8 protein-coding genes are annotated in these 13,374 nt (G+C 62.7%); 6 read left to right on the top strand and 2 right to left on the bottom strand.

The annotated features are described in order from the left end of the window. Positions 1 to 122 precede the first annotated feature (122 nt). The 4 genes from XANALMUS060_RS06205 to glnE all read left to right on the top strand — a co-directional run bounded on the left by XANALMUS060_RS06205 (position 123) and on the right by glnE (position 8,452). Complete coding sequence (locus XANALMUS060_RS06205) at positions 123 to 3,005, top strand: TonB-dependent receptor (protein WP_152640412.1); 2,883 nt, start codon at positions 123 to 125, stop codon at positions 3,003 to 3,005. 384 nt (positions 3,006 to 3,389) lie between these two features. Continuing rightward, a complete protein-coding gene (locus XANALMUS060_RS06200; protein ID WP_045737777.1) occupies positions 3,390 to 4,463 on the top strand; it encodes a 3-deoxy-7-phosphoheptulonate synthase in 1,074 nt (357 codons plus the stop codon). 374 nt (positions 4,464 to 4,837) lie between these two features. After that, on the top strand, positions 4,838 to 5,125 hold the full coding sequence (locus XANALMUS060_RS06195) for a GIY-YIG nuclease family protein (protein ID WP_045737644.1): 288 nt from the start codon (positions 4,838 to 4,840) through the stop codon (positions 5,123 to 5,125). Positions 5,126 to 5,611: 486 nt separating this feature from the next. After that, on the top strand, positions 5,612 to 8,452 hold the full coding sequence (gene glnE / locus XANALMUS060_RS06190; protein ID WP_045737643.1) for a bifunctional [glutamate--ammonia ligase]-adenylyl-L-tyrosine phosphorylase/[glutamate--ammonia-ligase] adenylyltransferase: 2,841 nt from the start codon (positions 5,612 to 5,614) through the stop codon (positions 8,450 to 8,452). 50 nt (positions 8,453 to 8,502) lie between these two features. Here the strand turns inward: glnE and XANALMUS060_RS06185 are convergent, their stop codons facing one another. Further along, positions 8,503 to 9,600: a glycerophosphodiester phosphodiesterase gene (locus XANALMUS060_RS06185; RefSeq protein ID WP_200894014.1), complete on the bottom strand. Its 1,098-nt coding sequence runs from the start codon at positions 9,598 to 9,600 to the stop codon at positions 8,503 to 8,505. Between the two features lie 72 nt (positions 9,601 to 9,672). Between XANALMUS060_RS06185 and XANALMUS060_RS19680 the strand changes: the two genes are divergently transcribed. Next, a complete protein-coding gene (locus XANALMUS060_RS19680) occupies positions 9,673 to 10,032 on the top strand; it encodes a hypothetical protein (protein ID WP_152640411.1) in 360 nt (119 codons plus the stop codon). A 356-nt stretch (positions 10,033 to 10,388) separates the two neighbouring features. Further along, entirely contained in the window at positions 10,389 to 12,281 is a 1,893-nt protein-coding gene (locus tag XANALMUS060_RS06180) for a S53 family peptidase (RefSeq protein ID WP_045737642.1), read from the top strand. 70 nt (positions 12,282 to 12,351) lie between these two features. On the opposite strand, the gene XANALMUS060_RS06175 is transcribed toward XANALMUS060_RS06180, so the two are convergent. Further along, the gene (locus XANALMUS060_RS06175; protein ID WP_082064948.1) at positions 12,352 to 13,323 is read right to left on the bottom strand and encodes a mitochondrial fission ELM1 family protein; all 972 of its coding nucleotides are present in this window, start codon (positions 13,321 to 13,323) and stop codon (positions 12,352 to 12,354) included. Between the last annotated feature and the right edge of the window lie 51 nt (positions 13,324 to 13,374).

Below are 13,374 nucleotides of genomic sequence, written 5' to 3'. Positions count from 1 at the left end.
GCGCAGCGCGGCGCGTGCCCGTGGCACGCGCGATGCTGCTGTGGGCGCGCGAGGCGGTGAACAGGACGCTGCACGCCGCCGCTTTGCGACGGTACTTCCATCTTTGTCGCAGGGGATAGCGCATGCACCACACCCGATCTTTCACCATGCTTGCCTTGGGCATCGTACTTGCGTTGCACACCGTGTCCGACGCATGGGCGCAAAGCACCAGTACCGATGCCGATGCCACCGATCTTGGTCAGGTCGTGGTCACCGGCTCGCGGATCAAACGCGCCGAGGTGGAAGGGGTCCAGCCGGTGGTGGTGATCAGTGCGCAGCAGATCCAACAGGAAGGTTTTCTGACCGTCTACGACGTGCTCAAGACGATGAACCAGCAGGGCAGCGTCGAGGCCGATACCAAATACGGTTCGCATACGCCCAACGCCGCGCCGATCAACCTGCGCGATCTCGGTCCCGGGCGCACGCTGTTGTTGGTCAACGGCCATCGCGTCGCCGATTATCCTCAGCCCTATGCCGGCGAGAGCAACTTCGCCAACTTCGCCAACATTCCCTCTGCGGCAGTGGAACGGATCGAGATCCTCACTGGCGGCGCATCGGCGATCTACGGTTCCGATGCCGTGGCCGGCGTCATCAACGTGATCTTGAAAAAGGGTTACAAGGGCAACCAGGTGCGCTTGCGTGGCGGCACCGCGACCGAAGGTGGGCGCGATGTGTTCGACCTGTCCTGGGTCGGTGGTCACGGCGGCGACAAGTGGAATCTCACCTACGCGTTGCAGTGGACGCGGCGCGATCCGCTGTCGGTGGGCGAACGGCCGAAGATGGACTCTCAAAACGACGAGTCGTACAGCAACTGGACTGCGCAGGCGCGCAAATACGGCTTTAATCCGTTCACTGGGCTGAGCCTGGTCGATGCCGACAGCAATCGACGTCTGGCTCCGCCCAGCGGCACCTGCGCGCGCTTCGGTGGTCAGTTCATCGATGCGCAGCGGCTGAGCTATGACTACAACAGCGATACGGTGCGCAATCGCGGTGGTTATTGCGGGATGGCCCATGACTACGCCGACTGGATGGCGGCCAAGGGCGGCGACAACGGCTCGGCGTATCTGTACGGCACGTTCGATTTCGACAACGGCGTGCAGGCCTGGAGCACGCTATCGACGACCAAGAGCCGGGGTTACTGGACCTATGATCCGCCCTACGTCTACCTCGGGCCATTCCACGACACCGGTAGCGATCGCAACCTGTACGCGATCCGCCAGTTGACCCGCTACGAATCCGGCGGCTGGAAGAACCTGGCCAATATCACCGATGAATTCTCCTGGGATCTGAGCGCCGGCTTCAAGGGGCGTCTTGCTGACCGATTCGATTGGGAAGTCGCGGTCGGTCGTGCGCGCTATACCGTCGATGAGTATGTGCGCACGGTGGACACCCAGAAGGCCACCGACTACTTCCTCGGCCCGCAACTGGGCAGTACCGCCGACGGAACGCCGATCTACACGCTCAACGAAAATCGCTGGTACCAGCCACTCACCGGCGCGCAGTACAACGCGTTGGCGGTCAAGGCGGAAAACCGCGCCGATTCGTGGGTCAACCAGGCCAGCGCCAACATCACCGGCGAGTTGATTCAGGGGTGGGCTGGGCCGATCAAATTCGCCGCCGTCGGCGAAGTCGCCAAGCAAGGCTACCGACTGGTGCCGGATCCGTGCGCCAACGATTGCTATCCACTGGATGTGGTCGATCATGGCGGTGGCGAACGCTTGCGTTATTCCGGCGGTCTCGAATTCGATGTGCCGCTGCTGTCCTCGCTCAATGCCAGCCTGGCGGCGCGTCACGACCGTTATGGCGACTACCGCTCCTACAGCAGCGATCTCGGCGCCGCCATCGGCACCCAGCGTGACACCACCTGGAGCGCAGGACTGGAATGGCGGCCGCTCAGCACGCTGCTGTTGCGCGGTAGTGTTGCCACCAGTTTCCGCGCACCGGACATGCAATACGTGCTCGGCGAACCCAGCTCGACCCAGCAAACAGTGATCGATCAATACCGTTGCATCCAGAAGGGGTATTACCTTACCGGTGCCTGCAACGCCGAGAACAGCGACATCTACTACTTGATGCAGGTCAATCGTCGCGGCACCCCGGACCTGGAATCGGAACACGGACGCTCGGTGACCGCTGGTTTTGTCTGGGATATCGCCGAAGGTCTGTCGTTGACCACGGATTACTACAAGATCCGCCTGCAAGACATGATCAAAGACCTTAACCGCGACGAGATTCTCACCGGCGAGGCAGGGTGCCGCACCGGTCTGACCACCGCCGGTGGCGTGTGGGTCAATCCCGGTGGCGCCGAATACTGCGCGCGTATCGTCTCGCGCGTGTCGCGCGATGCCGCTGGTCGCGTGACCGGCATCGAACAAGGGCCGATCAACATCGCGCAGATGCGTGTGTCCGGTATCGACGCTGCACTGAAGTACCGATTGAGCACGGCGCAATGGGGCAACTTCAGCTTCGCGCTGGATTACAACAACCTGATCGGTTATCACGAACAGACCTACCGCATCGACGACGACAAGAACCTGCGCGATCAAAGGATCCGCACCAAACTACGCGGCAGCGTGCATTGGGAAAATGGCGGCCCGCTGGATCTGACCGTGTATGGCAAACGCTTCGGTTCCACCGAGGCGGTGAACTGGGGCACCTGCGCGCGCTTCGACGATGGGTATCAGCCCAGTCCCTCGGACGAATGCCGGGTTAGCGATAGTGCTAATCGCCACTTCGGCCAGAGCACCGCGCGCTACTTCGGTCGCGTTGGCCCGGCGTTGTACTGGAACCTCACCGCCGGTTATCGCATCACGCCGACGATGAAGGTCAACCTGTACGTCAACAATGTGTTCAACACCGTCGGTTACGACAACAAAGAGCGCTACTACGGCTATCAGTTCTACAACACCACGCTGTACGACGCGGTCGGTCGCGAAGTGGCGGTGGAGTATGTGCTGGATTTTTAACTGCGATGCCGCGCAGCTCGATCAAGTTGCGCTCGCGCTGGCTTGCGTTTCCCGCGTGATGGGGTGCGTTGCCTGGCAACGCGATGCAAGGGATGCTTTTTGATGCCGCGCATGGCGAGCCCTCGGCGCCTGCATCACAGTCGCATCGGTTGCATCGGCAACTGTGGCGCTCTTCGCGACCCTGTGTTATCACTGTTGACCATGAACGCTTCCTGCCGCAGCTTTTACTTTTGGTATTACGATTTTCCGATGCCGCTGGCGGAGGAAGGATCGCGTTCAAGCTGAGGACCACTTCAGTCGCCATCCCGAAAGCCGCCAGCGAACCTGGCGGCTTTTTTCATGTCGCTGGACCTGGCACCACCCAATCAACCGATGAGAATGCCCATGGCTCCCCATACCGACGATTTGCGCATCCGCAGGATCGAACCGCTCATCCCGCCCTCGCAACTGCTGGCGTTGTTGCCCTGCGATGAGAGCGCCTCGCAGACCGTCGTCGCCGCGCGCGCGGCGCTGCACGCGATCCTGCACGGTGACGACGACCGTTTGGCGGTGGTGATCGGTCCCTGCTCGATCCACGACCCGGTGGCGGCGCTGGAGTATGCGCAGCGTCTGCGTCCGCTGCGCGACACCTATGGCGATGCGCTGGAGATCGTGATGCGGGTGTACTTCGAGAAGCCACGCACGACGGTTGGCTGGAAGGGCTTGATCAACGATCCGGACCTCGATGGCAGCTTCGATATCAACAAGGGCCTGCGGCTGGCGCGCGGCCTGCTGCGCGATATCAACCGCCTGGGCCTGCCTGCTGGGGTGGAATTCCTCGACATCATCTCGCCGCAATACATCGCCGACCTGGTGGCCTGGGGCGCGATTGGCGCGCGCACCACCGAAAGTCAGGTGCATCGCGAGATGGCTTCCGGGCTGTCATGTCCGGTCGGATTCAAGAACGGCACCAGCGGCGACGTCAAGATCGCCGTCGATGCAGTTGGCGCGGCCTCGCATCCGCATCATTTCCTGGCCGTGACCAAAGACGGGCACACCGCCGTCGCGGCCACCGCGGGGAATCCGGATTGCCATGTGATCCTGCGCGGCGGCACCCAACCCAACTACGATGCCGATAGCGTTGCCGCCGCCGCGCAGGTATTGGAAAAAGCCGGTTTGCCTGCGCGACTGATGATCGATGCCAGCCACGCCAACAGCGCCAAGAATCCGGAGAATCAGCCCAAGGTGATCGAGAACATCGCCAGCCAGCTCGAAGCCGGACAGTCTCGTATTGTCGGCGCGATGATAGAAAGTCATTTGCGTGGTGGTCGTCAGGATCTGCGCCCTGGCCAGCCGCTGGTTTACGGTCAGAGCATCACCGACGGCTGCATCGATTGGGACACCTCGGTACAGGTGCTGGAACGCTTAGCGCAGGCCGTGCGGGCGCGCCGCCGTGCGCGAACGGCACAGGCGGCCTGAGTGCGGCATCGGTATCGCGCGCAATGCCCGGTACTGCCGCTGAAAAACAGAGCCGGCCGCGCCGCCGATGCCGAAGGGAGAGAGCTTCGGCATCGGCGGCTGCACGCCGGTGGTGACATTATCCGTCGGCGTGGTGATGCCGGTATGCCGACGTGTGCCATGCGCTGGCAAGTGATGGATTTTGCGTTAAGACTAGCTAGCAAAACGACGGCCTCGCCGTTGGACGGGCGCTGACAGTGCTTGTCATCGTCGCTGTACACTGCGCTCTGCGCGCTGTCCGCACTCACCCCACAGCGCTTGCGACATTTTGTTAAGCACTTTAAAGCCTGGATGCGCGCGGTTCAACGTTACTGCATTGTCGGCATAATGTCGCCATGGCCATTTCCACACCCTGGTTCCTGTATCTGCTCGAATGCCGCAACGGTAGCTACTACGCAGGCATCACCCCCGACGTGCAGGCGCGCTATCAGGCGCACCTGCGCGGTAGCGGCGCCAAGTACACCCGTGCCAATCCGCCGCTACGGTTACTGGCGAGCCGGCTCTACCCCGACCGTGCCGCCGCCGCGCGTGCCGAATGGGCGCTCAAACGGCTGCCACGCGCACGCAAGCTGGCGTTCCTGTGTGCGTCAGACCCGCTCGCTGGAGCCGACAGTGCGCCATGATCGCCGATAGCGGTGGCCTCAGCCGCCAGACATTTTCTCTTCTGATCGAGCGCGACTGAGATTTCTCCCATCGCGCGTTCTGTCGGATTGTTGAGAGTATGTCGGAGAAACGTCGACGCGCGACGCGAATACAGCAGTGTCCAGCGCTCATGCGTATATTCCGTGCTTCAGCGCGATCTACCATCAGGATGCTGTGTACCGGAAAGTAGACAAAATGGGCTCTCTCTAAAAAGAATGAATTGTGCAGTTTTTTTGCACTGCAGCGTGCATTCAAGAAAAAAAGCACTCACGATCACCGTGCATCCCGACGTGGGGGAGGGAGCAAAGCCCACTGGCAGTCCGCTGACAGTGGGCTTTTTTATGAGTGTTGTCTCGTCTCCTTCTCCCCCAGCCCTGATCGTGCGGGTGAGCTGTGTAGAGCATGGGCTCACCGGCATTGCGGCGTAGAGGCTGTCCGCGCGGACGCGGCAATGCAAGAATCGCCTCATGCCTGCGGTTATTCAGTCCGTCCCCACCGTCCTCCAGCCCACACTCGCACGTCAGTTGGCGCGGTTGCGTCAGGCCGTGGCGGCACAGCCATGGCCGTCCGGTCCACAGTTCGATGCACAGCTTGCGCGTGCCCTGCTCGCCAGCGATTTTCTACTCGACACGCTGTGTCTGCAGCCAGCGTTGTTTTTCCATCTTGCACAACCGGATCCGGCGCCGCTGCCGTTACCCGTGCTGGACCCAGCACAGCCTGCAACCTGGCCTGCGTCGCTGCGCCGCTATCGTGCTGCTGCCTCGGCGCGTCTGGTGTGGCGCGATGTGTTCGGACTGGACGATATCCAGACGACCCTGGCCGGCAGCACGCAGCTTGCCGAAGACTGCATGACCCTCGCGTTGCAGGCGCTGGAAAGCGAGTTTGCCGCGCGCCATGGCGTGGTCCGCGCCGCCGATGGCAGTGTGCAGCGGCTGGTGGTGTTTGGCCTGGGTAAGCTCGGCGGCGGCGAATTGAATTTCTCTTCCGACGTGGATCTGGTCTACGCCTATCCGCAGGCAGGTGATTCCGATGGTGCGCGTCCGCTCGCCGCCGAGGAATATTTCGCGCGTCTCGGTCAGCGCTTGGCGCGGCTCCTCGATGAAACCACCATCGATGGATTCGTGCATCGCGTGGACTTGCGTCTGCGCCCATTCGGCACTGCGGGTCGGGTCGCGTTGTCGTTCGCCGGGATGGACCACTATTTCCAGCGCGAAGGCCGCGACTGGGAACGCTATGCCTGGCTGAAGGCGCGCGCAGTGGCTGGCGACATCGTCGCTGGCGAACACTGGCTGCAGTCGCTACGCCCGTTCGTGTACCGACGCTATCTGGACTACACCGCGCTGGACGGACTGCGCGCGATGAAGGCGGCGATCGTCGCCGAAGTGGCCCGTCACGACCGCCTGGACGATATCAAGCGCGGCGCTGGCGGTATTCGCGAGATTGAATTTCTGGTGCAGTCGCTGCAATTGATTCGTGGCGGTCGCGAAGCGGCACTGCGCGAAACGCGCCTGTTGTCGGCCTTGCACGCGTTGATCGCGGCCGGCCAAATCGCCGCCACGGATGGCACTGCATTGGCGCAGGCATACTGTTTTCTGCGTCGGGTGGAAAATCGCCTGCAAATGCTGCGCGATGCACAGACGCATGCGTTACCGGAAGATCCGCTGGATCGCGCGCGCATCGCCTTCGGTCTGGGGTATGTCGATTGGGCCGAATTGCATGCGGCATTGCAATGTCAGCGCGACCGCGTCGCTGCTGAATTCGCTCAATTGCTGGCACCGCGCAGGCGCACGCGGGGCTCAGATGTGCTGGCCGATTACTGGCGCAATGTGGCTGCTGGCGATCGTGCGCAGGTACTGGGCGAGGCGGGCTTCGCCGCAGCCGATGCGGTCGATCAGGCATTGCGCGGGTTTGCGCAATCGCTGGGCGTGCGCAGCCTGTCCGACACCGCACGCGCGCGTCTGGATCGTGTCGTGCCCGCGCTGCTGCATGCCGCCACGCGTTCGTCGCACGCCGATGCCGCGCTGCACCGGGTACTCGGTTTGCTGCAAGCGGTGCTGCGTCGTTCCAGTTATATCGCCTTGCTCGACGAGCAACCCAGCGCCCTGGAACGGCTGGTCGATGTGCTGGCGCGTAGCGCCTTCTTGTCCGAGCGTCTTGCCGCGCATCCGTTGCTGCTCGACGAGTTGCTCGACAGCCGCGTGACCGCGCCGATGCCGGAGCCGACCGCGATGCAGCAGTTATGCGACAGCGCGGTGGTCGCTGCCGCCGACGATCCGGAAGCGGCGCTGCGTAGTCTCAACGAAGCGCGTCAGGCGTTGAGTTTCCGTATCGCGCTGGCCACGCTGGATCGACGTCAGCCTGCGCTCCATAGCAACCGTCAGCTCGCACAATTGGCCGAAGCGGTGGTGGTGACAGTGCTGCGTCTGGCGCACGCCGAGCTTGCCGCGACGCATGGTCAGGTACCTGGCGGCAGTTTCGCGATCATCGGCTACGGCAGTCTCGGCGGGCTGGAAATGGGCATCGGTTCGGATCTGGATCTGGTGTTTCTGTACGACCACCCGCCCAGCGTCGAGGTCTCCGATGGACCTCGCGCAATGGAGAGCGGGCGCTGGTTCGCACGGCTCGCGCAGAAGGTGATTGCACTGCTCGGTACGGTCACCGCTGGCGGGCGTCTGTACGACATCGATGTGCGTCTGCGTCCGGATGGTGGCAAGGGCGCGTTGGTGTCGTCGTTGGCTAGCTACAGTGATTACCAGCGTGACCGTGCCTGGACGTGGGAGCATCAGGCACTGGTGCGCGCGCGTGGTGTTGCCGGCGATCGCACGCTGTTGCAGCGTTTCGAACAGGTGCGGGCGCAGACCCTCGCACGCACGCGCGAAGCGGCGGCCTTGCGTGAGGATGTGCGCAGCATGCGCGCACGGATGCGGGCCGAACTGGATCGCAGCGATGCCGTGCGTTTCGATCTCAAGCAGGGCGCGGGTGGATTGATTGACCTGGAATTCCTGATGCAGGCCGGCGTGCTGCTCGGCGCCGCGCAACAACCGGCGCTGCTACAGCCGCGTGACACCGCGACGTTGATCGGCGCATTGGCGCACGCCGGCTATTTGGATTCGACGATGGCGGCACGCTTGCATGCCGCACATGCGGTGCTGGTGGAGGCTGGCCTGGCCTGCACGTTGGACCGGCGCGCGCAACTGATCGCCCCCAGTGCCGAGATCCAGGCCGCACGTGCGTCGATCCGCGATGTGGCTGCGCACTTGGGCCTGGCGTTCGTCGAGGACCGCGCGAGCGGTGTCGCCGAGCGCTGAGTGGACACGGCGTTGGAGTGGGCGTCAGGGCGATAGTCGCTAAGCCGATGTCAACGCGTCGGTGGCGGGGTGCCATCCACCGCTGCGCGCCCCACCGCCGGGTCGTCTGTGAAGAAGCCATCGATGCCTGCGCTGAGCAATGCGTGCATCTCGGCGATGCTGCCGGCGACGTTCATCGCGGCCGGGCCGCGCGTGTCCTGCAGTTGCTTGGGCAGAAATGTATTTTCGGCACGGAAGGTGTAGGGCACCACTTGCAAGCCGGCCGCATGCGCATCGGCGACGAAAGCCGTTGGTGCGGCCAAGCTGCCATTCGCCTCTACCGGCACGATCGCGCGCAGGTTCGGGCTGACCAACTGCGCGTATTTGGCGATCGCACGCAGGCCTTGGGCCGTACTCATCTGCGCGTAGGTTGGACCGTCGTCCAGGTGATCGCCGGGGCGCGCTTGCGGGTCGCCCAGCAACTGCACCAGGCGGACATTCGGATGTGTGCGGCCAAGGGCGCGATGCAGGGCTTTCAGGTTGCCGATTTCGAACGACTGGATCACCACCGGTGCGCGGCGGGTGTAGGCGTGTGCGTCCAGTGTCTTCAGCAGTGTGTCCTCCATTGCCAGGCCATGCGTGCGGAAGTAGGTGCCGTGCTTGATTTCCGGAATCAGTCCGATCAGGCGTCCGTGGGTGGCCGACTCGGCTGCGGTGAAATCGATGATCTCCTCGAGAGTGGGGAGCTGAAATTGGTCGTCGAAGGCGTTGCTGCGCAGCTGCGGCAGGCGCTCGCGTGCGCGTAGGGTCTTCAGTTCGGCCAGGGTGAAGTCCTCGGTGAACCAGCCTTCCACGCGTTGCCCGTCGATTTGTTTGACGGTCTTGCGCGCGGCGAACTCTGGATGCGTGGCGACGTCGGTGGTGCCGCCGATCTCGTTCTCGTGGCGCGCCACCAGCACACCGTCTTTGGTCGAGACCAGATCCGGTTCGATGTAGTCTGCGCCGTCGGCAATGGCTTTGGCGTAAGAGGCCAGTGTGTGTTCCGGGCGCAGCGCACTGGCACCGCGGTGGCCGATCACCAGCGGTTTGCGCTCGTGCGATGCGGCCATCGCCGTGAATGCCACTATCGCCACTGTAAAGCCCAGCAACCAGGGAGGAGATTGGATCATCGCATTGACTCCGCAGTCAGTGGACAGCATGTGCATGTTCGCAAGTGCGTGTCTCAAGTCAGAATATCTGCCATGGCGTGCTGGCATCAAACAGCGCAGAGCACCCGTTCGGGTGCCATCCTCGAAGGTGCTCAGGTCCGAAGCATAGTGCGTGTCGATGAGAACGCTGATACGCCGTACCTGGCGGATCTGGCTTTGTCCAGTCATCGCGATGGGGTCCAGTCATGGCGTGGTGGCCAATGCATAGGTGTTGGCGATATGCGCAGCATCTTAGACGAAGCGCGCCAACAACCCGGCGAGGATCGTTACGTCAGGCAAGCGATGCAGGAGCACGCGGCAGATTCGCGCTGGGAGTGCATCGACATTGCGTTGACGATGTTTCAGTTGACAGCATTTCAGCTTTGCTGGATCGGCATTGGGTTTCACATGTAATGAAGACGCGGTATGCCATGGATCATGAGCCACGATGCGCCTGTGCGATGGCGTTGATGCGCAGCGTTTCATCGTTCGAACAGTGGAGGGTTTTCTTTCCAAAATCGCAAATTTCGAATAGTGTCAAAGTTTGGAATGCAATAAGCGGGTAACCATATAAAGATTCGGTGCCTATTCGTGGTGGATCGAAGCAAGCGCAATGGCGATGGTTTTGTCCCGTCATCGGCCAAGCAATTCCTAATCCCCTGTTTTAAGTGAAATTTGTGCCAGGTTGCGTCTGTCGTGCCTGGCTTGTGTCCCCTGTCGCGATGCAGTGATGCATCGTTCACCTGCGCTACCCAATGGAGAGATCCCCCATGATTGATCGTATGCCTCACCGGCGGTTGCTGACCACCGTGCTGTCCGCTGCCATGCTCATGTGCAGTGGTGCCCAAGCGGCCCAGAACGGCGCGCTCCAGAACGCTGACCTGGACGCGCTGACCAGCGCGTTGCGCGTTGCACCGGTCAACTTCGATGTGCATCTGCCGTTGCGCGATGAGGCAGGTCTGGATGCGTTGCTGGCTGACATAGAGGACCCGCAATCGCCCCAATACCATCATTGGTTGAAGTCTGACGAGTTCGCGCGCCGCTTCGGCCCGACGCCGGCGCAAGTGGCGAAGGCCCGCGCTGCTCTGGAGGGCGCGCATATGACCGTCACCCAGCAGGGCGCGACCTTGCACGTCAGCGCCAGCGCGAACAATGTCGAACGTCTGTTCGCCGCACCTTTGACTGTTGATCTGCAAGCGGGCAAGCAGGTTCGCCTCGCTGCTGCCAGCCCCTTGCAATTGCCGGCGGCCCTGCGCGATAGCGGTGCCGTTATCACCGGCCTGGAGCGCGGCCTGCCGCCGTATCATGTGAACTCCAGGCAACTGCAGAAGATCGATCCGGATAACCGCAGTGGTCCTACCGGTATCTATGCTTACAACGATCTGAAGCAGGCCTATGACTATCCGTCCTACCAGGCGATGATCGGTCCGGCTGGCCATCACCAACGCCTCGACGGGACGGGGACGACCATCGCCATCTTGGTTGCCAGCGACGTGCTGGACTCGGACTTGGACCTGTTGTTCAACGAAGAAAAATTCAGCCGCCATGCTGCCGGCAATGTCAATCCCAAGTTGTACGCACGTCGTTATGTTGCCGGTGCCAAGCCAGGCATCAACCAGGAAGGTGGCGCAGGGAGCGAGGCGGCGCTGGATGTGGAAATGGCCCTGTCCGGTGCGCCGGGCGCGCATGTCATCTTGTATGTGATGCCTGAACTCACTGACCAATCGATTCTCGCCGGTTACCGGCAGATCGTGCAGGACAACGAGGCGGATGTGGTCAGTGTTTCGTTCAGTGGTTGCGAGTTGTACAGCACCCCAGCCTACAACGGCGGCAAAGACCTCACCGCTGTCTACCGTATTTACGATGCGCTGTTCCGGCAGGGCAACGCGCAGGGCATCACCTTTATCGCCTCCAGCGGCGACAATGCAGGCTTGGGCTGTGCGGATACCAATTACGCGGTCGATGGCAAAGACGGTCGCTTTGTGGTCGGCGTTGAACATCCCGCAGTCGATCCGCACGTGACCGCGGTCGGTGGCGGCAATCTGTTCACTGCCTACAAGAAGGGTAGTGCGGACTCCAGCTACCTGCGTGAGACCGCTTATGCCGATCCCTTGACCCCCTATGATCCTTACAATGCGGGCGCGATGTTGTCCGGTGGTTACTGGGGGGCTGGTGGAGGCGTCAGTACGATCTTCAAACGTCCGGTCTATCAATCGCGCGCGCTGGGCGGCGGTTCCGACAAGATGCGGCTGTTGCCCGATGTCGGGATGTTGGTTGGTGGTTGTCCGGATATTGCGACGCAGCCGTGCCAGGAAGGCCGCAAGCCGTACGCCAGTGGGGTAATGTCAGCCTACAACGGTGAATTCTATGCGACCCTCGGCACCAGCGTCGCCGCCCCCGAGTTCGCCAGCGTCGCGGCGCTGCTGGTGGAGAAGCAGGGCCGCCAGGGAAATCTCAATCTCTACCTGTACCGGCTGGCGGCCAATTATCCGCAAGCGTTCCACCGCGACATTGCCGGTTACAACGGCGTGGTCAGCAACGATGTGCCGCTCCAGGGCAAATACAACTACACGGTGGGTCTGGGGACTCCGGATGTACGCCTGCTGATCGGTGCGATGGACGCGGCTCCGGCGGGCGTGCCGCGCTCTCCCAGCAATCCCTGAGGTTGGCGTGTCAACGCATCTGCCCACGTCGCAGCGGCGACGTGGGCAGAGATGCGCGGGGTTGCCCCGCTCAGCGCAGTTGCAGATGCTCGCGAATCCGCGCTGCGATGCGTTCGGTCTCGCGCAGTGGTTCGATGCCGGCGGCCGCAGTGTCGTCGGCATCGTGCAGGTTGGCGAGCCGTCCGCGTTCGCGTAGTGCGCGGTGGAACGCCTGGGCCCGGTCGCGTGCCAGTTCGGGCATCAGTACGCGCACCGGTGCGCGCGTCGCACACGCCTCCGATAGCAGGTTCACCGAGTCCGGCGTGCAGATGAGGCGTTCGGCCCAGCCAAGAATGCCGGCATAGGGATTCGCACCGTCGTGCTCATCGCACCAGATTATCCCCGGTAAATCGGCAAACAGACGCCGCAACGCGATGGCGACCTCCGCTGGTGTGCGCCGCGAGGTGCTGGCCAGAATGCTGCCGCCGGTTGCGCGCAAGTCCGCAGCGATCACCTCGAAGGCGGCGCTGGCCTGTGCACCGCTCCACGCGGCCAGGCTCGACGGACCGCCGATCAGCAAGCCGGTGCGCGGTGAAGGTAACATCCCCAATGCAGGAAATGCCGCGCGTCCCTGCGCCAGCCAGCCATCGTCGATGGGGTGCAAGCTGCCGAGCAGGGTGAGGACATTGTCGCCACGCAGTCGGTCGTGCTGCGGCACGACTACTATGTCCCAATGCCGCGTCGGCAGGCGAGGGTCCAGCACCTGTACCACTTGGCTGCCGCGCGTGCGCAACAGGCGTGTGGCCAGTGCGGCTTGGCGTCCGCAGCCGATTGCAAGCGCTGGTGGGTGACGCAGCAGATCGGCAAAACTCTGGCCGTAGGCGCGTTTCGCGCCGGGGAGCTGGCGCGGCGCCAGCCAGCGCCATGGCGGCTGCGGCTGCAACACGAGCGTCTGCGCCGGTTGTGCCGGGTGTGCGACCAGTGCCAGGGCCAAGGCTTCTGCCTGGCGAGCGTTACCGGCACGCCCGTCGCTCAGCGCCCAACACAGATCCAATCGTTTCACCTTTGGTAGTAATCCATTGCATTGCCACTGGCTGCTGCCACAATTGTCTCA

It is taken from the genome of Xanthomonas sp. MUS 060 (assembly GCF_000963215.1).
GTDB lineage: Bacteria > Pseudomonadota > Gammaproteobacteria > Xanthomonadales > Xanthomonadaceae > Xanthomonas_A.
The sequence above is the reverse complement of the archived record's forward strand: the minus strand, read 5'-3'. Positions and strand labels throughout refer to the sequence as shown.

Excerpts from the sequence above, each read along its gene's own strand:
- XANALMUS060_RS06205 (WP_152640412.1), top strand. The coding sequence starts at position 123 with ATGCACCACACCCGATCTTTCACCATGCTTGCCTTGGGCATCGTACTT.
- XANALMUS060_RS06195 (WP_045737644.1), top strand. The coding sequence starts at position 4,838 with ATGGCCATTTCCACACCCTGGTTCCTGTATCTGCTCGAATGCCGCAAC.
- glnE (WP_045737643.1), top strand. The coding sequence starts at position 5,612 with ATGCCTGCGGTTATTCAGTCCGTCCCCACCGTCCTCCAGCCCACACTC.
- XANALMUS060_RS06185 (WP_200894014.1), bottom strand. The coding sequence starts at position 9,600 with ATGATCCAATCTCCTCCCTGGTTGCTGGGCTTTACAGTGGCGATAGTG.
- XANALMUS060_RS06200 (WP_045737777.1), top strand. The coding sequence starts at position 3,390 with ATGGCTCCCCATACCGACGATTTGCGCATCCGCAGGATCGAACCGCTC.
- XANALMUS060_RS06180 (WP_045737642.1), top strand. The coding sequence starts at position 10,389 with ATGATTGATCGTATGCCTCACCGGCGGTTGCTGACCACCGTGCTGTCC.
- XANALMUS060_RS19680 (WP_152640411.1), top strand. The coding sequence starts at position 9,673 with ATGGCGTGCTGGCATCAAACAGCGCAGAGCACCCGTTCGGGTGCCATC.